The organism is Bacillus sp. YC2 (assembly GCF_019891195.1).
In the GTDB taxonomy this organism is placed as follows: domain Bacteria; phylum Bacillota; class Bacilli; order Bacillales; family Bacillaceae; genus Bacillus.
Genome location: NZ_JAHXDO010000002.1, coordinates 47305 through 70796, shown reverse-complemented (window position 1 = coordinate 70796; position 23492 = coordinate 47305). Strand labels below are relative to the sequence as shown.

The following is a 23492-nucleotide window of genomic DNA, read 5'->3' as shown; positions in this document are numbered from 1 at the left end:
TTGGATATGAATCAATATTTAGATGTCTTTATTGATGAAAGTAAAGAGCACTTGCAGACATGTAACGAAAAGCTGCTGCTTTTGGAAAAAGATCCGGCAGACCTTCAGATTGTCCATGACATCTTCAGAGCTGCCCATACGCTGAAAGGCATGAGCGCAACAATGGGGTATACAGACTTGGCGCATTTAACCCATCTGATGGAAAATGTGCTGGACGCCATCCGCAACGGAGAGATGGCGGTTACATCAGAATGGCTGGACGTCCTGTTTGAAGCGCTTGACCACCTTGAAGAGATGGTGCAGTCCATTATTGACGGGGGAGACGGCAAAAGAGATATTTCTGAAGTGAGCGCGAAGCTCGACGTAAACGCTGTGCATGAGACCGCAGCTTCCGTTGAAACAGTCGAACCGCCAGCCGCAGAAAATAAGGAAGCGGCAGCATGGGATTATGATGAATTCGAACGGACCGTCATTGAAGAGGCAGAAGAGCAAGGATTCAGCCGCTATGAAATAAAGGTGTCCCTCAATGAAAACTGCATGCTGAAAGCAGTGCGGGTTTACATGATATTCGAAAAGCTGAATGAAGCTGGAGAAGTCGCGAAAACGATTCCGAATGCGGAAGTGCTTGAAACGGAGGATTTCGGTACAGATTTTCAAGTGTGCTTCTTAACAAAGCAGCCCGCTGATGAGATTAAGCAAATCATAAGCGGGATTTCAGAAGTGGAACGCGTGGAGGTTTCTGTCGGCGCGCCGTTAAAATCGGCTGAAAAACCGAAAGAGCCGCAAGCTGCTGAACCAGTGAAGACCGTGCCTGCCAAAAAAGCCGAGAAACAGCCGAAGCCTGCAAAAACAGAAGAGCATACGAAACATAACGGCGGCTCCAAAACGATCCGTGTCAATATTGAAAGACTTGATTCTTCGATGAATCTATTCGAAGAGCTGGTCATTGACCGGGGGCGGCTTGAGCAAATCGCCAAAGAGCTGGATCATAATGAATTGACTGAAACCGTTGAACGGCTGACAAGAATCTCTGGAGACCTCCAGTCTATTATTCTCAATATGCGAATGGTTCCAGTAGAAACGGTCTTTAACCGTTTTCCGAGAATGATCCGCCAGCTTCAAAAGGAATTAAACAAAAAAATAGAACTGTCCATCATCGGCGCTGAAACCGAACTTGACCGCACAGTGATTGATGAAATCGGCGATCCGCTTGTTCATTTAATCAGAAACAGCATTGATCACGGTATAGAATCGCCTGAAGTGCGCGTAAGTAAAGGGAAATCAGAATCCGGCCGGGTCGTTCTTAAGGCTTATCACAGCGGCAACCACGTCTTTATTGAGGTTGAAGATGACGGAGCGGGACTGAACAGAAAGAAGATTCTCGAAAAAGCGCTCGAACGCAACGTGATTACCGACCGGGAAGCTGAAACGCTTGAAGATAATGAAATCTACGAACTTATTTTTGCGCCCGGCTTCTCGACTGCTGATCAAATTTCCGATATTTCAGGCCGGGGCGTCGGATTGGATGTCGTTAAAAACAAACTCGAATCTCTCGGCGGATCAGTCAGTGTAAAATCAGCAGAAGGACAAGGCTCGCTCTTTAGTATTCAGCTTCCGCTGACACTGTCCATTATATCTGTTTTGCTGATAAAACTTGAAGAAGAGACATTTGCGATACCGATTTCTTCTATTATAGAGACGGCAGTTATTGATAAAAAGGATATCCTGCAGACGCATGACAGGGAAGTCATTGATTTCAGAGGACAGATCGTGCCGATCGTCTACTTGAAAAAAGAGTTTAACATCACCGATACAAAAGAAGACGCAGAGCAGTTCCATATGATTGTTGTGAAAAAAGGCGATAAATCAACTGCATTTGTCGTCGACTCTTTTATCGGCCAGCAGGAAGTCGTACTCAAATCACTAGGCGACTATTTAACAAATGTCTTTGCGATTTCCGGCGCCACGATTCTTGGGAATGGCGAAGTGGCGCTGATTATTGATTGTAATGCGCTGATCTACTAACGACACGAGGAGGTGCCCACATGACTGCGGAAATCAAAACTGGTGAAAAAATGATTGTGTTTATGATAAACGGGAAAGAGTACGCGATTTCGGTTTCACAAGTGAAATCAATTGAAAAGTGGCAAAAACCGACGAGAATACCAGGTGTTGAATCCTATATTCGCGGCGTCATTAATTTACGCGGTGTGATCACGCCGGTTCTGGATTTAAGAAAGCGTCTTAACCTGCCTGAGCAAGAAATCACTGAAGAATCACGAATTATTATCATCGCTTACCGTGATGCGGAGGTCGGATGGGTCGTGGACGAAGCCAATGACGTCATTACCGTGCATGAAAATGAAATCGAGTCTGCGCCTGAAAGCCAGACAAAAGAAGCGGATGTGTGGATTAAACAGATCGTAAAGCAAGAAAACAGGCTGTTGAATATTATTGATGCGCAAGCGGTACTGGACAAAGATTCTGCGCTGTCTGTGCCCGATCAACCTTATGCTTAAAGGGGTTAAGACAACATGAGTATGTTTAAAGGAATCAAAGAAGAGCAAATGGACATTTTGCGGGAAGTCGGGAATATCGGTGCAGGCCACTCGGCTTCTGCAATGGCTCAGCTGCTCAATAGAAAAATAGATATGGAAGTGCCGTTTGCTACATTGCTGACATTTGATGAGCTCGCTGATTTTTTTGGCGGCGCTGAAACGCCGGTTGCCAGTATCTTTTTAAGAATGGAAGGCGACATGACCGGCTCTATCTTTCTCATTATGCCTTTTCATCAAGCGGAACAGTTTATCAGAGAGCTGATCGGCAATCCGGATTTTGATATTGATCAGTTAAGCGAGGACCATTTAAGCTCTTCTGCCTTACATGAGCTGGGCAATATTTTAGCAGGTTCCTATTTAACGGCATTGGCTGATTTGACGAAACTGGACATTTATCCGAGCGTGCCGGAAGTCTCCCTTGATATGTTCGGAGCGGTCATCAGCGAAGGATTAATGGAGCTGAGCCAAGTCGGGGAGCATGCCATTGTCGTGGACACCTCTATTTTTGACCAGAGCAGCCGGCAGGAGCTGAAAGCCCATATGTTTATGCTGCCGGACTATGATTCATTTGAAAAACTCTTTGTCTCATTGGGTGCATCTTTATGAGCCATGCGGAAGCTGTCGTCGTAAAAGTAGGGATTGCTGACGTTCAGGTCGCCCGTTATCCGGAGAAAATCCGGACTTCGGGTCTCGGTTCATGTGTGGGATTGGTTTTATATGATAAAGACAAGCAGACAGCCGGACTTGTTCATGTCATGCTGCCGGATTCCGCTTTATCGAAAACAGCAGAGCTTAACCGGGCAAAATATGCCGACACTGCCGTAAAGGCGACGATTGATATGCTGCTGGAAGCCGGATGCCGCAAGTTTGCTCTAAAGGCTAAACTCGCGGGGGGAGCGGAAATGTTCAAATTTAAAATGACGAACGACTTGATGAAAATCGGCCCCCGAAATGTAGCGGCCATTAAAGAACAGCTTACATTGTATAACATTCCTGTCATCAGTGAAGATACGGGCGGCTCAAGCGGCCGGACGATTGAATTTGAACCAAAGTCCTGCATGCTGCATATCCGGACTGTTAAACAAGGTGAAACAACGATTTAATTAAGGTATGAGGTAGGGGGATAACGATGCAATCCTTGAATTATGAAGATCAGGTGCTTTGGTCGCGCTGGAAAGAGTGGAAAGATCCTAAAGCCGGTGATGATTTAATGCGCCGTTACATGCCGCTAGTCACATATCATGTCGGCAGAATTTCTGTCGGACTGCCAAAATCGGTGCATAAAGACGATCTAATGAGCCTTGGTATGCTTGGTTTATATGATGCCCTTGAAAAATTTGACCCCAGCCGGGATTTAAAATTTGATACCTACGCCTCGTTTAGAATTCGCGGTGCAATCATTGACGGGCTGCGCAAAGAGGATTGGCTGCCCAGAACTTCACGGGAGAAGACAAAAAAGGTCGAGGCTGCGATTGAGAAACTGGAACAGCGCTACCTTCGCAATGTGACGCCCTCAGAGATCGCAGAAGAGCTGGGGACGACGGAGCAGGACGTGGTGTCAACGATGAACGAAGGTTTTTTTGCCAATCTTTTGTCAATCGATGAAAAGCTGCACGATCAGGATGACGGTGAAAACATTCAAGTAATGATCAGAGATGACAAAAACGTGCCGCCGGAAGAAAAAATCATGAAGGACGAGCTGATCGCTCAGCTTGCCGGAAAAATTCATGAGCTTTCTGAAAAAGAGCAGCTTGTCGTCAGTCTATTTTATAAAGAAGAGCTGACATTGACCGAAATCGGACAAGTGCTGAACCTTTCGACTTCGCGGATCTCGCAGATTCATTCAAAGGCACTTTTTAAATTAAAGCATTTGCTTGAAAAAGTAATTCAATAATGAACTCATGGTTAGCGAGTGAAAAACATGTCAACACTATTATGGCTTTTGAGCTTTGTGCTTCACGGCGTACTGCTTTATGCCGTCATTATTCTGTATACGAGGTTTTCAGCTCTTAAGGAGACAGAGCGTCAGCAGCAGAAGATACTGGAAGAGACGGAAAACACCCTTGCTGCGTTTCTGCTCGAATTAAAAGAAGAAAACGAGAGACTCAAAGATACCCGGAGCCCGAATGCCGGGATGGAAGACACCGCAAATGACACGCCTCAACCCGCTGAATCAAAGCGGCAGCCTGACATTCCGGATCATATTGAAGCGCTGATCAGTGAAGTGGAACGCGCTGAAAATGACGAAAACAAAGGCGGGCGTTCGTTTGAAGAGCAGGTTTCAGATTTATACGAACAAGGGCTCACTCCGGGCGAAATCGCCAAAAGGATGAAAAGCGGAAAGACGGAAATCGAGCTGTTTTTAAAATTTCGCGGCAAAGCTGTAAAGGATTCTTGATTGTCGCATAAAGCTGTGTTATATTATTTCTTGGTGTTAAATACACACGCTTAACGATTTATGCAGAGGGTGCTGCAGGCGGCAGTTCTGCACAAAAATGACCTAAGCGGAGGAAAAAAACCATTTTATTAGGAGGAAATCACATGTCAGTTATTTCTATGAAACAATTGCTTGAAGCTGGTGTTCACTTCGGTCACCAAACACGCCGTTGGAACCCAAAAATGAAGCGTTACATTTTCACGGAGCGTAACGGAATCTACATCATTGACCTTCAAAAAACAGTGAAAAAAGTAGAGGAAGCTTACAACTTCACGAAAAACCTTGCTGCTGAAGGCGGAAAAATCCTTTTCGTCGGCACAAAAAAACAAGCTCAGGATTCTGTTAAAGAAGAAGCTGTACGCTCTGGCATGTTCTATGTCAACCAACGCTGGTTGGGCGGAACACTGACAAACTTCGAAACAATCCAAAAACGTATTAAACGTTTGAAAGACATTGAAAAAATGCAAGAAAACGGTACGTTTGAAGTACTTCCGAAAAAAGAAGTTGTTCAATTGAAAAAAGAATTAGAGCGTCTTGAAAAATTCCTAGGCGGAATTAAAGATATGAAGGATCTTCCTGATGCATTATTCATCATCGATCCTCGCAAAGAGCGCATCGCTGTTGCGGAAGCTCGCAAATTGAACATTCCTATCATCGGAATCGTAGATACAAACTGTGATCCTGATGAAATTGATGTCGTAATCCCTGCAAACGATGACGCGATCCGCGCTGTCAAACTTCTTACTTCTAAAATGGCAGACGCTATCTTGGAAGCGAAGCAAGGCGAAGAAGAAGCGGTAGCTGAAGAAACTGCACCTGAAACAGAAACGACAACTGCGTAACCTAATCAAAAGGTGATAAGAGGGACTGCCTTTTATCACCTTTTTTCAAGAAAAATGTATCTATACATATCTTGTTACACATATAAGGAGGAATAAACATGGCTATTACTGCACAGCAGGTAAAAGAACTGCGTCAAAAAACAGGCGCGGGTATGATGGATTGTAAAAAAGCGTTAACTGAGACTGACGGAGATATGGACAAAGCAATCGACCTTCTAAGAGAAAAAGGGATTGCTAAAGCTGCTAAAAAAGCTGACCGTATCGCTGCTGAAGGTTCTACGCTTATTAAAACGGACGGCAACAAAGGCGTTATCTTAGAAGTAAACTCTGAAACTGATTTCGTTGCGAAAAACGAAGGTTTCAAAGAACTTCTGAACACACTTGCTGACCACCTTCTTGCAAACGCTCCGGCTGATCTTGAAGAAGCAATGGGACAAAAAATGGAAAATGGTTCTACTGTTGAAGAATACATCACTGGCAACGTTGCTAAAATCGGAGAGAAAATCACTCTTCGCCGTTTTGCCGTTCTTACAAAAGAAGACAGCGACGCTTTCGGCGCTTACCTTCACATGGGAGGCCGCATCGGCGTATTATCTGTTCTTAGCGGAACATCTGATGAAGATCTTGCGAAAGACATCGCTATGCACGTTGCTGCAGTAAACCCTCGCTACATTTCTCGCGACCAAGTGTCTGAAGAAGAAGCGAACCATGAGCGTCAAATCCTGACTCAGCAAGCCCTTCAAGAAGGTAAACCTGAAAACATCGTTGCTAAAATGGTTGAAGGCCGTCTGAACAAGTTCTTCGAAGAAATTTGCCTGTTAGACCAAGCTTTCGTTAAAAACCCAGACGAAAAAGTGAAACAAGTTGTGGCTGCGAAAAACGCAACAGTTCAAACTTACGTCCGCTACGAAGTTGGAGAAGGTATTGAAAAACGCCAAGAAAACTTTGCTGAAGAAGTTATGAACCAAGTGAAAAAATAATGGTGAAAAGCCTTGGCGAATCTTTCGCCGCTTTTCAGGCAGTATAGGGGACACAACTTGTGTTCCCTATTTTTAAAACTATATTTACAAACCTTTTTTTCTCTTGCATAATAGGAAACGGCAATGTTTACACTTGGAGGTTATCATGGAAAAACCAAAATACAATCGTATCGTTTTAAAGCTTAGCGGAGAAGCATTGGCAGGGGAACAGGGAAACGGAATTAATCCGACTGTCATTCAATCCATAGCAAAACAGGTAAAAGAAATCGCTGAGCTTGACGTCGAAGTAGCCGTAGTCGTAGGCGGCGGCAACTTATGGCGCGGAAAAACAGGCAGTGACTTAGGAATGGACCGTGCGACGGCCGATTATATGGGTATGCTTGCGACTGTCATGAACTCACTTGCTTTGCAGGACAGCCTCGAAACACTCGGAATCCAGTCCAGAGTGCAAACATCAATTGAAATGCGGCAGGTCGCTGAGCCGTACATCAGAAGAAAAGCCATCCGCCACTTGGAGAAAAAACGTGTCGTTATTTTTGCCGCGGGTACAGGAAATCCTTATTTCTCTACGGACACAACCGCAGCACTGCGGGCCGCTGAAATTGAAGCGGATGTGATCTTAATGGCTAAAAATAATGTCGACGGTGTTTATAATGCCGATCCGAGAAAAGATGAATCCGCAGTAAAATACGAAACATTATCTTATCTCGATGTTTTAAAAGACGGGCTGGAAGTCATGGATTCTACAGCTTCTTCACTCTGTATGGATAATGATATTCCGCTGATCGTCTTTTCTATTATGGAAGAAGGAAACATTAAGCGCGCCGTAATCGGCGAATCAATCGGAACGATCGTAAGGGGGAAATAACGTGTCAAACGAAGTATTAACACAAACGAAAGAACGTATGGAAAAAGCGGTTGCCGCTTATTCTCGTGAATTGGCGTCAGTCCGTGCGGGACGTGCCAATCCGTCTCTATTAGATAAAGTAACAGTTGAATACTACGGTGCCCAAACACCTTTAAACCAGCTGTCTTCCATCAATGTGCCTGAAGCTCGTATGCTAGTTGTCACACCGTATGACAAAACAGCGATCGGCGATATTGAAAAAGCGATTTTAAAAGCGGATCTTGGTGTAACACCTACAAGTGACGGCACAATCATCCGCATCGCCATCCCTGCTTTGACGGAAGAAAGACGGAAAGAACTTGTCAAAGTTGTGAAAAAATACGCGGAAGAAGCGAAAGTGGCCGTCCGTAATGTGCGCCGTGACAGCAACGATGAACTCAAAAAACTTGAGAAAAACGGTGACATTACTGAAGATGAGCTGCGTGCTTCTAATGAAGACGTTCAAAAGCTGACAGATGAATATGTGTCAAAAATTGACAGTGTTACAAAGGACAAAGAAAAAGAAATCATGGAAGTTTAATGAAAAACTCTGTACAATAGATAATGTGAAAAGACCCTCTCATGTTTACAGGGGGTTTTTTTGTTAATACTGTTGATTAACATTGATCATCAGCAACGCAACCTTTTTGGGTGACGGAGGAATCTCATGCTCAACATACTCAAAAATTGGAAGAATCAGCAGAATGCGGCTTCCAACTTAGAACGGTATACAAAAGAAGACATACTGAAGGGTGAAATTCCCGCACACATTGCCATCATTATGGACGGGAACGGACGCTGGGCGAAAAAACGCTCACTTCCGCGAATTGCCGGACATCATGAAGGAATGAAAGTGGTAAAAAGAGTCACGAAGCTTGCAAACCAGCTGGGCGTCAAAGTTCTGACCCTATATGCCTTTTCCACGGAAAACTGGAAACGTCCGAAAATGGAAGTGGACTTTTTGATGAAGCTTCCGGAAGAGTTTTTGAACACGTATCTTCCTGAATTAGTCGAGGAAAATGTGCGGGTGAAAATCATCGGGGATGAATCCGCGCTTCCTTCCCATACGTACAAGGCGATAGAAAAGGCTGTAAAAGATACTGAACAAAATGACGGACTGATTCTTAATTTTGCCTTGAACTACGGCGGACGGACAGAGATCGTAAATGCTGCAAAAGCACTCGCTGAGCGGGTGAAAGACGGCTCATTGAATATCGAAGACATTGATGAAGCGCTTTTCTCCGATCATTTAATGACTGAATCGATACAGGATCCGGAGCTTCTTATCAGAACGAGCGGAGAAATCAGGCTGAGCAACTTTATGCTTTGGCAGGTGGCTTACAGCGAATTCGTTTTTACAGATGTCTTGTGGCCTGACTTTAAAGAAAATCACTTTTTACAGGCGTTGGGAGAATATCAACAGCGGGGCCGGAGGTTTGGCGGAATTTAGAGGATGGTGGAAATGAAACAAAGATTGTTAACAGGTGTTCTGGCGGCGGCACTATTTTTATTTTTAGTTATTTTCGGAGGATTGCCGTTCACCGTATTTGTTTACGCAATGGGAAGTATAGCGCTTTTTGAGCTTTTGCGGATGAAAAAGCTCAGGTTTTTTTCATTTCCGGGACTGATCAGCCTGCTGTTATTGTGGCTGTTTATCATGCCGGGCAAATATCATTTCTTTGATGCGAAAATTGAAGTGACGATTTTCGCTGTACTGATATTGCTCAGTTACACCGTGCTGGTGAAAAACACCTTCACCTTTGACGAGGTCGGTTTTATCGTCCTCGCGACGATTTATATCGGGTTATGTTTTCATTATTTTATCGAAATCAGAAACATTGAAACAAGCGGGCTTTTATATATTTTTTATGCCTGTGTTGTCATATGGTCGACAGATTCCGGCGCATATTTCGTCGGAAAATCGCTCGGGAAACGTAAGCTGTGGCCTGAAATCAGTCCTAACAAAACAGTGGAAGGATTTCTCGGCGGCATTATTATCGCCCTCATATGTACAGCGGTATTTCAGCTGTTTGCAGGTCTTCCGATTTCATATCCGCTTCTGCTTTTGATTACGCTGGTTTTGTCTGTTTTCGGACAGATCGGGGATTTAGTGGAATCAGCGCTCAAACGGCATTATGAAGTAAAGGATTCGGGGAAAATCCTGCCGGGGCACGGCGGTATTTTAGATCGATTTGACAGCTTTTTGTTTGTCATGCCGTTCTTATACTTTCTGCTTGCGCTTTTTTCATAAGAAAGGCTAATATGAAAATAAGACCGATCTGGACGCATAGAATGGGAGTGGCATTTTGAAGAATATTTGTCTTTTAGGAGCAACAGGATCAATAGGGGAGCAAACGCTTGATGTATTGCGTATGCATCAAGACCAATTTCGTCTCGTCTCAATGACATTCGGCAAAAATGCCGAGAAGGCGATTCCGTTGATCAAAACCTTTCAGCCGAAATTTGTAGCGGTCGGCGACATGGATACATATCAAAAAGTGAAAGAAGCGTCTTTTTCTCATGAATGTCAAATCGGTATCGGAGAAGAAGGCCTGATTGAAGCGGCAGTCATGGCTGAAGTGGATATCGTTGTCAACGCGCTGCTCGGAAGCGTCGGATTAATCCCGACGTTAAAAGCGATTGAACAGAAAAAGACAATCGCGCTTGCAAATAAGGAAACTCTCGTTACTGCCGGGCATATAGTGAAAGGACACGCAAAACAATACGGTGTGCCTCTCTTGCCGGTTGACAGCGAACATTCCGCTATTTTTCAGGCGCTTCAAGGCGAGAAAAATAAAAACATCGAACGCCTGATTATCACAGCATCCGGCGGAAGCTTCAGAGATAAAACACGGCAGGAGCTTGAATCAGTGACGATTGAAGATGCGCTGAATCACCCAAACTGGTCGATGGGCGCAAAAATCACGATTGATTCGGCTACAATGATGAATAAAGGACTTGAAGTCATTGAGGCGCATTGGCTGTTTGACATTCCGTATGAACAAATTGACGTTGTTTTACATAAGGAGAGCATCATTCACTCGATGGTTGAATTTCACGACAGAAGTGTCATTGCCCAGCTCGGTAATCCGGATATGAGGGTGCCGATCCAATACGCGCTGACATATCCTGATCGGCTGCCTCTCCCTGAAACAAAAAGACTTGAATTATGGGAGATCGGGAGCCTCCATTTTGCGAAAGCTGATTTTGAAAGGTTCCGCTGCTTACAATTTGCCTTTGAATCGGGTAAAATAGGGGGAACGATGCCGGCGGTCTTAAATGCGGCGAATGAAGAGGCCGTTGCTGCTTTTCTGGCCGGACACATTTCGTTTTTAGCTATTGAGGACCTGATTGAAAAAGCACTGCATCGTCACAGCGTGATTCAGCATCCGAGTCTTGCGGATATTCAAGAAGTGGACAAAGACACCCGGGGATACGTCAATTCAATACTCACATAAGGTGGTATGTTCGTGAATACAGTTATAGCGTTTATTATTATTTTCGGAACGCTCGTTTTCTTCCATGAACTGGGGCATTTATTGCTTGCCCAAAGAGCGGGGATTCTCTGCCGTGAATTTGCGATCGGCTTTGGCCCTAAAATTTTCTCATTTAAAAAAAATGAAACCGTATATACGATCAGGCTCCTTCCGGTCGGCGGTTTCGTCCGCATGGCCGGTGAAGATCCGGAGATGATTGAAGTTAAACCCGGTTATACCGTCGGGCTTCTTTTTAATAAAGACGACCAGGTTGAGAAAGTCATTATTAATCAAAAAGAAAAATATCCCGATGCGTTAATTATTGAAGTAGAGACGGCTGATCTTGAGCATGAGATGAAAATTTCCGGGTACGAGCAGGGGAAAGAAGACGAACTGTCAAGCTTTACAGTCAGTCAAACCTCTTTTTTCATCGTAGACGGAGAAGAAGTGCAAATCGCGCCGTACAATCGTCAATTCGGATCAAAGCCTGTCTGGAAACGGATTAAGGCCATCGCTGCCGGTCCGATTATGAACTTCATTTTAGCGTATGTCATTCTTGTCATGCTCGGTTTCATACAAGGCGTGCCTTCTAATCAGCCTGAGCTCGGGAAGCTGACAGATAACGGACGCGCAGCGGCTGCAGGTTTACAAGAAGGCGACCGCATTCAAAGCATTAACGGAGAAAAAATGCGGTCATGGACCGATATTGTTACCGCGGTAAAAGAAAATCCGGGAAAAAAAATAGACGTTGCCGTCAAAAGGGATGGCAAGTCGCTTCATATTTCGGTTACACCTGAAGCGGTAAAAGATGAAAACAAAAATACAATCGGCCGTTTCGGCTCTTATGCCCCGACTGAAAAGGGCGCTTTTGCGGCTATCTCTTACGGGGCCACGTCAACGGTTGATGTGACAAAAGCGATCCTGACTAATCTGGGCAAGCTGGTTACGGGACAGTTTAAGCTTGATATGCTCTCAGGCCCCGTCGGAATTTACGATATGACAGACCAGGTTGCAAAAACGGGCATCATCAACTTATTCCAGTTCGCTGCGTTCTTGAGCATCAATCTCGGAATCGTCAACCTGCTGCCGATTCCGGCGCTTGACGGAGGAAGATTGTTATTCCTGTTTATTGAGGCAATCCGCGGCAAACCGATTAACCGTGACAAAGAAGCATTTGTTGTGTTTATCGGCGTGGCTTTCTTAATGCTTCTTATGCTGGTTGTCACATGGAACGATATCCAGCGCTTATTCTTATAATTGACTAGTAAACAAATCAGAGGTGCGAAGACATGAGACAAAGTTTGACGCTTATTCCGACTCTGAGGGAAGTGCCGGCTGACGCTGAAGCAAAAAGCCATAAGCTTCTTTTACGAGCGGGATTTATCAGACAAAATACGAGCGGGATTTACAGCTATATGCCCCTTGCTTACAGGGTCATTCAAAACATTCAGAAGATCGTGCGTGAAGAAATGGAAAAAATCAACGCGGTGGAAATGCTGATGCCGGCCCTTCAGCAGGCCGAAACATGGCAGGAATCAGGCAGATGGTATACGTACGGGCCTGAATTAATGCGGTTAAAAGACCGTCACGGCCGTGAGTTTGCTTTAGGAGCGACACATGAGGAAGTGATTACGTCACTCGTGCGCGATGAAGTTAAATCTTATAAGCGTCTGCCGCTGACTCTTTATCAGATCCAGTCTAAATTCAGAGATGAAAAACGCCCTCGTTTCGGATTATTGCGGGGCCGTGAATTTATTATGAAGGATGCATATTCTTTCCATTCTTCTGAAGAGAGCCTGGAGGAAACGTACCAAAACATGTACAGCGCGTACAGCAGCATTTTCGCCCGCTGCGAATTAAACGTCCGCCCGGTTATTGCTGATTCAGGCGCAATGGGAGGAAAAGACACGCATGAGTTTATGGCTCTTTCTGAAATAGGGGAAGATACCATTGCTTATTCCGACGAATCCCCTTATGCGGCAAACACGGAAATGGCGGAAGTTGTCATGAACAGCGAGCCTTCAAATGAAAAACCAGAGGCGCTCGAGAAAATCGATACGCCGAATGTCAAAAGCATTGAAGAACTTTCTGCTTTCTTACAAATCGAGCCGAGTGCCTGCATCAAGTCTATTCTGTTTAAAGCGGATGACCGGTTTGTTCTCGTTTTAGTCAGAGGAGATCATGAGGTCAATGACGTAAAAGTGAAAAATCTTCTCAATGCAGAAGTGGTTGAGCTTGCGTCATTTGAAGAAGCAGCAGAAAAACTCGGAACGGAGCCCGGATTTATCGGCCCTGTCGGTGTTGATTCAGATATTGAGATTTATGCCGACCAAGCTGTGAAAGTCATGGTGAATGCCGTCAGCGGTGCGAATGAAAAAGACCGCCATTACCGGAACGTTAATATTGAACGGGACGCTTCCGTTAAAGAATATGCTGACCTCCGAATCATTCAGGAAGGCGATCCGTCTCCTGACGGAAAAGGAACGATCCGTTTCGCGGAAGGTATCGAGGTCGGACAAGTCTTTAAACTCGGCACGCGTTATTCTGAAGCAATGAATGCGACATATCTTGATGAAAACGGACGTGCGCAGCCAATGCTGATGGGATGCTACGGAATCGGCGTATCCAGAACGCTTTCGGCAATCGCTGAACAGCACCATGACGAGAAAGGCCTGATCTGGCCGAAAAGCGTTGCTCCGTATGACCTTCACATTTTGGCTTTAAACATGAAAAATGAAGCGCAAAAGGAACTCGCTGAACAGCTGTACGGCAAATTCCAAGCGGAAGGCTATGACGTGTTATATGATGACCGTGCGGAACGCGCCGGCGTAAAATTCGCTGATTCTGACCTGATCGGCCTTCCGATCCGCATCACTGTCGGAAAACGTGCCGACGAAGGCATCGTTGAAGTGAAAATCCGCAAAACCGGCGAATCCGCCGAAGTTTCAGTGGATGAGCTGTCTGAATTTATCAAGACGAAGTAATCAGCATAACGAATTGGTGAAAACCATGTTAAAATAGAGAAAAAAGAAGGTACCTCATCACCAGCGGAGGTACCTTCACTTATGATGTTTTTAGGGAGGGATACTGTCTGAATGGAACAGTTATCAGTAAACAGAAGACAGTTTCAGATTCTTCTGCAGCAGCTTAATATGACAGATGATACCTTCATGACGTACTTTGAAGACGGAGAGATTGATAAACTGACAATTCATAAAGCACAAAAGGCTTGGCATTTTCAATTTCGCTTTAAGGCTCTTTTGCCGTATCAAATATATGACGCGTTTATGATGAGATTGACACAATCATTTGCTCATATTGCCCGCGTCACGTCGTCGATTAAAGTCATTGACCCGGCAGTCAGCGAGGAGCTTGTGCAAGATTATTGGACACGCTGCATTGAAGAGCTTGAAGGCACCTCGCCGCCGATGGTGGCTTTGTTAAATCAGCAGAAGCCGAAGCTCATGGGGAACAAACTGATCGTCAAAACAAAAACCGATACAGAAGCATCGGCCCTTAAAAATAAATACAGCTCACTTATCCAGCAAAGCTACCGCCAGTTTGGCTTTCCTGACCTTCAGCTCGATACGGAAATTTTTGTGTCTGACCAAGAAGTGCAGAAATTCCGGGAGCAAAAGCTTGCCGAAGACCAAGAGCGGGCAATGCAGGCTCTGATCGAAATGGAGAAGAAGGAGAAAGAGGGCGATGAGGACCAGGCGCCGTCAGGACCGCTTGTCATCGGCTACCAAATTAAAGAAAATGAAGAGATTCGGACGCTTGACAGCATCATGGATGAAGAAAGAAGAATTACGGTGCAAGGCTATGTTTTTGATGCCGAAACACGTGAGCTGAAAAGCGGACGCACGCTTTGTATTTTTAAAATTACTGACTACACAAACAGCATTTTAATTAAAATGTTTGCAAGAGAAAAAGAAGACGCCGCTTTAATGAAAACGCTGAAAAAAGGCATGTGGGTGAAAGCAAGGGGAAGCATCCAAAATGATACGTTTGTCAGAGACCTCGTCATGATTGCAAACGATGTGAATGAAGTAAAAGCAAAAACCCGTGAAGATACTGCCCCTGAAGGCGAAAAACGGGTCGAGCTTCATCTGCATTCTCCGATGAGCCAAATGGATGCCGTAACGGGCATCGGAAAGCTTGTGGAACAGGCAAAAAAATGGGGGCATGAAGCGATCGCATTAACAGACCATGCTGTCGTACAGTCTTTCCCGGATGCATATGCCGCGGCGAAAAAGCACGGAATTAAAATGATTTACGGGATGGAAGCCAATATCGTTGATGATGGTGTTCCGATCGCGTACAACCCTGCACATCGTCTGCTTGAAGAAGATACTTATGTCGTATTTGACGTTGAAACGACAGGTTTGTCAGCCGTATACGATACCATAATTGAGCTTGCGGCAGTCAAAATAAGAGGCGGAGAAATCATAGATAAATTCGAAGCATTCGCCAATCCCCATCACCCGCTGTCGGCAACGACGATTGAACTTACCGGTATTACGGATGACATGGTTCGTGACGCTCCGGATGTTGTTGATGTAGTGCGGGATTTCAAGGAATGGATCGGCGATGATGTGCTTGTGGCACACAACGCAAGCTTTGATATGGGATTTTTAAATGTGGCGTACAAACGTCTCCTGAAAACGGAAAAAGCGAAAAACCCGGTCATTGATACGCTCGAACTTGCGCGTTTCCTTTACCCTGAATTTAAAAATCACCGTTTAAATACGTTATGTAAGAAATTTGATATTGAATTAACCCAGCACCACCGTGCGGTTTTTGACGCAGAGGCGACAGGCTACCTGCTGTTAAAAATGCTGAAAGATGCCGCCGAAAGAGATATTCATTATCATGATCAGCTGAATGAGAACATGGGGCAATCTAATGCTTACCAAAGATCCAGACCTTATCACGCAACATTGCTTGCCGTAAATGAAACCGGCCTGAAAAACTTGTTTAAGCTTGTATCTATTTCTCATATTCACTATTTCTACAGAGTGCCGCGCATTCCGAGGTCACAGCTTAATAAATACCGGGAAGGCCTTTTAATCGGTTCTGCCTGTGACAGGGGAGAGGTCTTTGAAGGCATGATGCAAAAATCGCCTGAAGAGGTCGAAGATATCGCTTCCTTCTATGATTATCTTGAAGTGCAGCCGCCGGAAGTATACAGGCATCTGTTGCAGCTTGAGCTCGTCCGTGATGAAAAAGCGCTGAAAGAAATCATCACGAATATTACCAAGCTCGGTGAGAAATTGAATAAGCCCGTTGTCGCAACGGGAAATGTCCACTATTTAAACGATGAGGACAAAATTTACCGGAAGATCTTAATTTCCTCCCAAGGCGGTGCCAATCCGTTAAACCGGCATGAACTGCCGAAAGTGCACTTTAGAACAACTGATGAAATGCTTGACGCTTTCTCCTTTTTAGGCGGGGAAAAAGCGAAAGAAATCGTCGTCACGAATACGCAAAAAGTCACCTCGATGATTGAGGACATCAAACCGATTAAAGATGATCTGTACACGCCGAAAATTGAAGGCGCCGATGAAGAAATTCGTGAAATGAGCTACCAGCGCGCCAGAAGCATTTATGGCGAAGAACTGCCTGAAATTGTGGAAGCGAGAATAGAAAAAGAGCTGAAAAGCATTATCGGCCACGGTTTTGCCGTTATTTATCTTATTTCTCATAAGCTTGTAAAACGGTCACTCGATGATGGTTATCTTGTCGGCTCACGGGGATCGGTCGGTTCGTCACTTGTGGCGACGTTAACGGAAATCACTGAAGTAAACCCGCTTGCTCCGCACTATGTGTGCCCGAGCTGCAGGTATTCCGAGTTCTTTAATGACGGCTCAGTCGGTTCAGGCTTTGACCTTCCGGATAAAAGCTGCCCGTCTTGCGGCACTCCTTTGAAAAAGGACGGACATGATATCCCGTTTGAAACGTTCTTAGGCTTTAAAGGTGACAAAGTACCCGATATCGACTTGAACTTCTCAGGTGAGTATCAGCCGCATGCCCATAACTACACGAAAGTGCTGTTCGGTGAAGATAACGTGTACCGTGCGGGAACGATCGGCACCGTTGCGGAAAAGACGGCTTACGGGTATGTGAAAGGCTATGCGGGCGATCACAATCTTCATATGCGCGGCGCGGAAATCGACCGCCTCGTGCAGGGCTGTACAGGCGTCAAAAGAACGACCGGACAGCACCCGGGGGGAATTATCGTTGTGCCGGATTATATGGATATTTACGATTTTTCACCGATCCAATTCCCGGCGGATGCGACGGGCTCTGAATGGAAAACGACTCACTTTGACTTCCATTCCATTCATGACAACCTGCTGAAGCTTGATATATTAGGGCACGATGATCCGACAGTCATCCGTATGCTTCAGGATTTAAGCGGTATTGACCCGAAAACGATACCGACTGATGACCCCGAAGTGATGAAAATATTCCAAGGGACTGAATCTCTCGGTGTAACCGAAGAACAAATCGGCTGTAAAACGGGAACGCTCGGTATTCCTGAATTCGGAACGCGGTTTGTACGGCAAATGCTTGAGGATACAAAGCCGACGACGTTTTCTGAGCTTGTCCAAATTTCCGGCCTTTCCCACGGAACTGACGTATGGCTCGGCAATGCCCAGGAATTGATCCACAATAATACGTGTGAACTCAGTGAAGTGATCGGCTGCCGTGACGATATCATGGTTTACCTGATCTATCAGGGCCTCGAGCCGTCACTGGCCTTTAAAATTATGGAGTTTGTCCGTAAAGGAAAGGGCCTCACGCCTGAATGGGAAGAAGAAATGAAAAATAACAATGTACCGAACTGGTATATTGATTCGTGCAAAAAAATTAAATATATGTTCCCGAAAGCCCACGCCGCCGCGTATGTGTTAATGGCGGTACGGATTGCATACTTTAAAGTGCACCACGCGCTTTTATATTACGCCGCTTATTTTACCGTGCGTGCCGATGACTTTGACATTGACACAATGATTAAAGGCTCGACTGCCATCAGGGCGGTTATGGATGAGATCAGCTCAAAAGGGCTTGATGCTTCGCCGAAGGAAAAAAACCTCCTCACTGTTTTAGAGCTTGCGCTTGAAATGTGTGAACGAGGATATTCCTTCCAAAAGGTTGATCTTTACCGCTCCAGCGCAGCGGAATTTATCATCGACGGCAACAGCCTGATTCCGCCGTTCAACTCGATCCCGGGGCTTGGAACAAACGCCGCTCTTAATATCGTGAAAGCGCGTGAAGAAGGGGAATTCCTTTCTAAAGAGGACCTTCAAAAAAGAGGTAAAGTGTCAAAAACCATTTTGGAGTATTTAGATCGGCACGGCTGTCTGGAGTCGCTGCCTGACCAAAACCAGTTATCACTGTTTTAAAGCCCGTGTAAGTAAGGCTTGCGATGGATATTGATTTGCATAAAATATATGGTTATGGTATAGTTTTATTGGAAATGCTAACGATTACCGAGGCAAAGAGTGGGGAAACCCGCTCTTTTGTATTGAACAGGCAATTTTGCCTCGACATGTCCATCGTTTTCTTAAAGCCCCTGCTCTTTTGAAGCAGGGTTTTTATGCAGAGAAGACGGCTGATATGATATCGCCAGCACAAGGAGGAAAAACATGAGCAAAAAAGTGACTGATACCGTTCAAGAAATGGCTCAGCCCATACTAGATGACCTTCAGCTTGAACTCGTAGACATTGAATTTGTCAAAGAGGGTCAAAACTGGTTCCTTCGCGTGTTTATTGATTCCGATGACGGTGTTGATATTGAGGAGTGCGCCAAAGTCAGCGAAGCGTTAAGCGAAAAGCTGGATGAGGCCGATCCGATTACTCAAAACTACTTTCTTGAAGTATCCTCTCCTGGAGCCGAGCGCCCATTAAAGAAAAAAGCCGACTTCGAAAAATCACTTGGTAAAAATGTTTATATGAAAACGTACGAACCGATTGACGGTTTAAAAGTGTTTGAAGGCAAATTGGCTGAATTTGATGGACAAACTGTTACAATAGAGATGACGATCAAAACAAGAAAGAAACGGGTCAATATTCCGTACGAAAAAATAGCTAATGCAAGATTAGCTGTAACATTTCATTAATTGAGTATAAGTGTTTAAGGGGGGAGACCGCTAACATGAGCAGTGAACTATTAGATGCCCTCACTATTCTTGAAAAAGAAAAAGGCATCAGTAAAGACATTATCATCGAAGCAATTGAAGCTGCCTTAATTTCTGCCTATAAGCGAAATTTTAACCAGGCGCAAAACGTACGTGTTGATTTGAACCGTGAGACGGGCACCATTCGTGTGTTCGCCAGAAAAGACGTTGTAGACGAGGTGTATGATTCAAGGCTTGAAATCTCGCTCGACGACGCCCAAAGCATCCATCCGAACTATCTTGTCGGAGATGTTGTTGAAATAGAAGTGACACCTAAAGATTTCGGACGAATTGCCGCGCAAACGGCGAAACAAGTCGTGACGCAGCGTGTCCGCGAAGCTGAGCGCGGTGTGATTTATTCGGAATTTATCGATCGTGAAGAAGACATCATGACGGGAATTGTACAGCGCTTAGACAGCAAATTTATTTACGTGTCTCTCGGCAAGATTGAAGCGCTGCTGCCCGTTAATGAACAAATGCCGAATGAAAGCTACAAACCGCACGACCGGATTAAGGTATTTATCACCAAGGTCGAAAAAACGACAAAGGGACCGCAAATTTATGTGTCAAGAACACATCCTGGTCTTTTAAAGCGTCTTTTTGAAATAGAAGTGCCGGAAATTTATGACGGAACCGTTGAGCTGAAATCTGTTGCCAGAGAAGCAGGCGACCGTTCTAAAATCTCCGTCCGCACTGACGATCCTGATGTAGATCCGGTCGGCTCATGCGTCGGTCCGAAAGGTCAGCGCGTGCAGGCGATCGTTAACGAGCTGAAAGGCGAAAAAATTGATATCGTCAACTGGTCTGACGATCCGGTTGAATTTGTTGCCAATGCGCTCAGCCCGTCCAAAGTGCTGGAGGTCATCGTCAACGAAGAAGAAAAAGCAACCACTGTCATCGTCCCTGATTACCAGCTTTCTCTTGCAATCGGAAAAAGAGGGCAGAACGCCCGCTTAGCTGCGAAACTGACAGGCTGGAAGATTGATATCAAAAGCGAAACGGATGCAAGAGACCTTGGCATCTATCCGAGAGAGCACGATGAAGATTTAGAGCCGCTCTTTATGGAGCCTGAAACAGCCGAATCGGATGAATAAGAGGTGACTTTAGGTGAATAAGCGAAAAAAAATTCCTCTGCGCAAATGCGTGGTAACGGGGGAAATGAAGCCTAAAAAGGAACTGATCCGAATTGTCCGTTCTAAAGAAGGCGAGATCTCAGTCGATCCGACCGGAAAAAAGAACGGCCGGGGTGCCTACATCACCCTTGAAAAAGAATGCATCTTAGCTGCGAAAAAGAAAAACACATTGCAAAATCAATTTCAATCACAAATCGATGACCAGATTTTCGAAGAATTGCTGGAACTGGCGGAAAAGGTGAAAAAATAACATGTCTGGAATGGAATGGTTTCCCTTGCTGGGTCTGGCCAATCGAGCTCGTAAGGTCGTGTCAGGCGAGGACTTGGTTATAAAAGAAATTAGAAATGCGCGTGCAAAGCTTGTTCTGCTGACAGAAGATGCATCAGCGAATACTGCAAAGAAAGTATCCGACAAATGCAATTATTATAAAGTGCCCTATAAAAAAGTCGAAAGCCGCGCGGATCTCGGCCGCTCTATCGGCAAGGAATCACGTGTCGTTGTCGCCGTCACTGACCAAGGTTTTGCGAATAAGCTGATCAGCTTGCTCGATTAATATTTTTGGGGGTGAACGAATGGCTAAAATGAGAGTATACGAATATGCAAAAGCCATCAATGTTTCAAGTAAGGAAATTTTGACGGCGCTGAAAAACATGGATATAGTAGTAAATAACCATATGGCAACGCTTGAAGAAAAGACCATTAAGCAGCTTGATGCGAAATTTAAAAAAGGCGGCGCCGGCGTTAAATCTCAAAAGCCTGCGGAAACGAACAAAAACAAGCAGCCGCAAGGGGTTAATCAGCAGTCTGCTGGAAATCAACCAAACAAAATTCGAGACGGAAAGAAGAATGACGTGCAGAATAATCAATTTAACAAAAACAAGAAGAATAACAACAACAAAAAAAACAAACGCAATCACAACAACAAAAATCAGCATCAGCAAAAACCGCTGAAGCCGAAAAAAGAGCTTCCTGAAAAAATTACGTTTTCAGGCACTTTAACAGTCGGAGCCTTAGCCGAGGAACTTGGCAAAGAACCGTCTGAAATCATTAAAAAACTCATGCTTCTCGGCGTAATGGCCACCATTAACCAGGAGCTTGACAAAGACACAATCGAACTGATCGCATCTGAATACGGTGTGGAAACAGAAGAAGTGATTGTTCTTGAAGAAACTGAGCTCGAAAAGTACGAAGAGGCTGACAAAGAAGAAGACCTTCAAATCCGTCCGCCTGTCGTAACGATTATGGGCCACGTTGACCACGGGAAAACGACGCTTCTCGACAGCATCCGAAAAACAAAGGTTGTTGAAGGGGAAGCCGGCGGAATTACGCAGCATATCGGTGCATACCAAATCGAAGAAAACGGCAAAAAAATCACGTTTCTTGATACACCGGGACACGCGGCTTTCACAACGATGCGTGCGCGCGGTGCGGAAGTAACCGATATTACGATTTTAGTTGTAGCGGCCGATGACGGCGTTATGCCGCAAACAGTCGAAGCCATCAATCACGCAAAAGCGGCTGAAGTTCCGATTATCGTTGCCGTGAATAAAATTGATAAAGAAAGCGCAAACCCTGACCGTGTCATGCAGGAGCTTACGGAATACGGACTTGTTCCTGAAGCATGGGGAGGAGAAACGATTTTCGTTCCGCTATCCGCTCTTTCCGGCAAGGGAATCGATGAGCTTGTCGAAATGATTCTGCTTGTCAGTGAGGTAGAGGAGCTGAAAGCCAACCCGAACCGCCAGGCAAAAGGAACGGTTATTGAAGCCGAGCTTGATAAAGGCAGAGGATCGGTTGCGACATTACTCGTTCAAACGGGAACATTGCATGTCGGTGATCCGATCGTTGTCGGAAACACATTCGGCCGCGTGCGGGCAATGGTCAATGATCTCGGCCGCCGCGTGAAAACAGCCGGACCGTCAACACCTGTAGAAATTACGGGTCTTAACGACGTGCCGTTAGCAGGTGACCAATTCCTCGTCTTTAAAGACGAAAAAACAGCCCGTTCTGTCGGTGAGGCGCGCGCTTCTAAACAATTGGAAGAACAGCGCAGCGACAAAGCAAAGCTCAGCCTTGATGATCTGTTTGAACAAATCAAACAAGGCGATGTCAAAGACATTAACTTAATTGTGAAAGCTGACGTTCAAGGTTCAGCTGAAGCGTTAACGGCCGCTCTTCAAAAAATTGAAGTAGAAGGCGTTAAAGTGAAAATCATTCATACAGGGGTCGGCGCGATTACGGAATCAGACATTATTCTGGCTTCTGCATCAAATGCGATCGTTATCGGGTTTAATGTACGCCCTGACGGAAATGCTAAAAGTACGGCTGAAGCTGAAAATGTAGACATCCGCCTTCACCGTATCATTTACAAAGTCATCGACGAAATTGAAGCAGCGATGAAAGGTATGCTTGATCCTGAATACGAAGAGAAAATCATCGGTCAGGTTGAGGTTCGCCAAACGTTCAAAGTATCTAAAATCGGCACCATTGCCGGAGGCTATGTAACCGAAGGCACAATCACACGCGACAGCGGCCTGCGTCTGATCCGTGACGGCGTCGTCATCTTTGAAGGTGAAGTAGACGTTCTGAAACGCTTTAAAGATGATGTAAAAGAAGTTTCACAAGGATATGAATGTGGTATTACAATTAAGAAATACAATGACATTCGCGAAGGTGATATCCTTGAAGCGTATGTCATGCAGGAAATCGAAAGAAAGTGATCGGATTTGCGGAATGTGAATGCATCATTTATGATGCGGGATCATTAAAGGAGAAGCGCGCTGTTTTGAAGCGGATCATCACAAGGGTTCGAAATAAGTTCAACGTGTCTGCCGCAGAAATCGGCTATCAGGACACTTGGCAGAGAACCAGCTTCGGAATCGCCGTGGTATCCTCCTCTCACGTTCAGGCGGAAAGGGAGCTGCAGCGCGTTCTCGCGTTTATTGACTCCTTTCCCGAAATTGAGCGGACGATCACTAGAACAGAGTGGTTTTAAC

General features: G+C 45.2%; 22 protein-coding genes. All 22 read left to right on the top strand.

What is annotated here, in order from left to right:
- The 22 genes from cheA (at position 1) to KY305_RS05210 (ending at position 23491) form a co-directional block, all read left to right on the top strand.
- Positions 1-2025, top strand: a complete 2025-nt coding sequence (gene cheA / locus KY305_RS05315; RefSeq protein ID WP_223061683.1) for a chemotaxis protein CheA — start codon at positions 1-3, stop codon at positions 2023-2025.
- Positions 2026-2045: 20 nt separating this feature from the next.
- Positions 2046-2519 (top strand): chemotaxis protein CheW, encoded by a 474-nt coding sequence (cheW, locus tag KY305_RS05310; RefSeq protein WP_214799276.1) that lies wholly within the window; start codon positions 2046-2048, stop codon positions 2517-2519.
- Positions 2520-2534: 15 nt separating this feature from the next.
- Complete coding sequence (gene cheC, locus KY305_RS05305) at positions 2535-3164, top strand: chemotaxis protein CheC (RefSeq protein WP_214799274.1); 630 nt, start codon at positions 2535-2537, stop codon at positions 3162-3164.
- Complete coding sequence (cheD, locus tag KY305_RS05300; RefSeq protein WP_214799272.1) at positions 3161-3661, top strand: chemotaxis protein CheD; 501 nt, start codon at positions 3161-3163, stop codon at positions 3659-3661. The genes cheC and cheD overlap by 4 nt, the downstream gene beginning before the upstream one ends.
- 26 nt (positions 3662-3687) lie before the next feature.
- Positions 3688-4452 carry a FliA/WhiG family RNA polymerase sigma factor gene (gene sigD / locus KY305_RS05295; protein ID WP_214799270.1) on the top strand — a complete coding sequence of 255 codons (765 nt, stop codon included), beginning with the start codon at positions 3688-3690 and terminating at the stop codon, positions 4450-4452.
- 27 nt (positions 4453-4479) lie between these two features.
- A complete protein-coding gene (locus KY305_RS05290; RefSeq protein WP_223061682.1) occupies positions 4480-4956 on the top strand; it encodes a DUF6115 domain-containing protein in 477 nt (158 codons plus the stop codon).
- Positions 4957-5099: 143 nt separating this feature from the next.
- Positions 5100-5837, top strand: coding sequence for a 30S ribosomal protein S2 (rpsB, locus tag KY305_RS05285; protein ID WP_223061681.1), 738 nt, complete (start codon positions 5100-5102; stop codon positions 5835-5837).
- Positions 5838-5935: 98 nt separating this feature from the next.
- A complete protein-coding gene (tsf, locus tag KY305_RS05280; protein ID WP_223061680.1) occupies positions 5936-6817 on the top strand; it encodes a translation elongation factor Ts in 882 nt (293 codons plus the stop codon).
- Positions 6818-6962: 145 nt separating this feature from the next.
- The gene (gene pyrH, locus KY305_RS05275) at positions 6963-7685 is read left to right on the top strand and encodes a UMP kinase (protein ID WP_214799262.1); all 723 of its coding nucleotides are present in this window, start codon (positions 6963-6965) and stop codon (positions 7683-7685) included.
- A gap of 1 nt (position 7686) precedes the next feature.
- On the top strand, positions 7687-8244 hold the full coding sequence (frr, locus tag KY305_RS05270; protein ID WP_061520548.1) for a ribosome recycling factor: 558 nt from the start codon (positions 7687-7689) through the stop codon (positions 8242-8244).
- A gap of 126 nt (positions 8245-8370) precedes the next feature.
- Positions 8371-9153 (top strand): undecaprenyl pyrophosphate synthase, encoded by a 783-nt coding sequence (locus tag KY305_RS05265; RefSeq protein ID WP_223061679.1) that lies wholly within the window; start codon positions 8371-8373, stop codon positions 9151-9153.
- A gap of 3 nt (positions 9154-9156) precedes the next feature.
- On the top strand, positions 9157-9954 hold the full coding sequence (locus tag KY305_RS05260; RefSeq protein WP_214799258.1) for a phosphatidate cytidylyltransferase: 798 nt from the start codon (positions 9157-9159) through the stop codon (positions 9952-9954).
- A 55-nt stretch (positions 9955-10009) separates the two neighbouring features.
- Entirely contained in the window at positions 10010-11161 is a 1152-nt protein-coding gene (gene dxr, locus KY305_RS05255) for a 1-deoxy-D-xylulose-5-phosphate reductoisomerase (protein ID WP_223061678.1), read from the top strand.
- Positions 11162-11167: 6 nt separating this feature from the next.
- Entirely contained in the window at positions 11168-12436 is a 1269-nt protein-coding gene (gene rseP, locus KY305_RS05250) for an RIP metalloprotease RseP (protein WP_223061677.1), read from the top strand.
- 32 nt (positions 12437-12468) lie between these two features.
- The gene (locus KY305_RS05245) at positions 12469-14163 is read left to right on the top strand and encodes a proline--tRNA ligase (RefSeq protein WP_223061676.1); all 1695 of its coding nucleotides are present in this window, start codon (positions 12469-12471) and stop codon (positions 14161-14163) included.
- A 111-nt stretch (positions 14164-14274) separates the two neighbouring features.
- A complete protein-coding gene (locus KY305_RS05240) occupies positions 14275-18588 on the top strand; it encodes a PolC-type DNA polymerase III (RefSeq protein ID WP_223061675.1) in 4314 nt (1437 codons plus the stop codon).
- Positions 18589-18831: 243 nt separating this feature from the next.
- Positions 18832-19305 (top strand): ribosome maturation factor RimP, encoded by a 474-nt coding sequence (rimP, locus tag KY305_RS05235; RefSeq protein WP_223061674.1) that lies wholly within the window; start codon positions 18832-18834, stop codon positions 19303-19305.
- A 35-nt stretch (positions 19306-19340) separates the two neighbouring features.
- Positions 19341-20456, top strand: coding sequence for a transcription termination factor NusA (gene nusA, locus KY305_RS05230; protein WP_223061673.1), 1116 nt, complete (start codon positions 19341-19343; stop codon positions 20454-20456).
- Between the two features lie 13 nt (positions 20457-20469).
- Positions 20470-20745, top strand: a complete 276-nt coding sequence (gene rulR, locus KY305_RS05225; RefSeq protein WP_003154193.1) for a glucose-induced regulator RulR — start codon at positions 20470-20472, stop codon at positions 20743-20745.
- A 1-nt stretch (position 20746) separates the two neighbouring features.
- Entirely contained in the window at positions 20747-21049 is a 303-nt protein-coding gene (locus tag KY305_RS05220; protein ID WP_003154192.1) for a YlxQ family RNA-binding protein, read from the top strand.
- 19 nt (positions 21050-21068) lie between these two features.
- Positions 21069-23216, top strand: coding sequence for a translation initiation factor IF-2 (gene infB, locus KY305_RS05215; RefSeq protein ID WP_223061672.1), 2148 nt, complete (start codon positions 21069-21071; stop codon positions 23214-23216).
- Positions 23213-23491, top strand: a complete 279-nt coding sequence (locus KY305_RS05210) for a DUF503 domain-containing protein (protein WP_061520559.1) — start codon at positions 23213-23215, stop codon at positions 23489-23491. Before infB ends, KY305_RS05210 begins: the two co-directional genes overlap by 4 nt.
- Position 23492 lies beyond the last annotated feature (1 nt).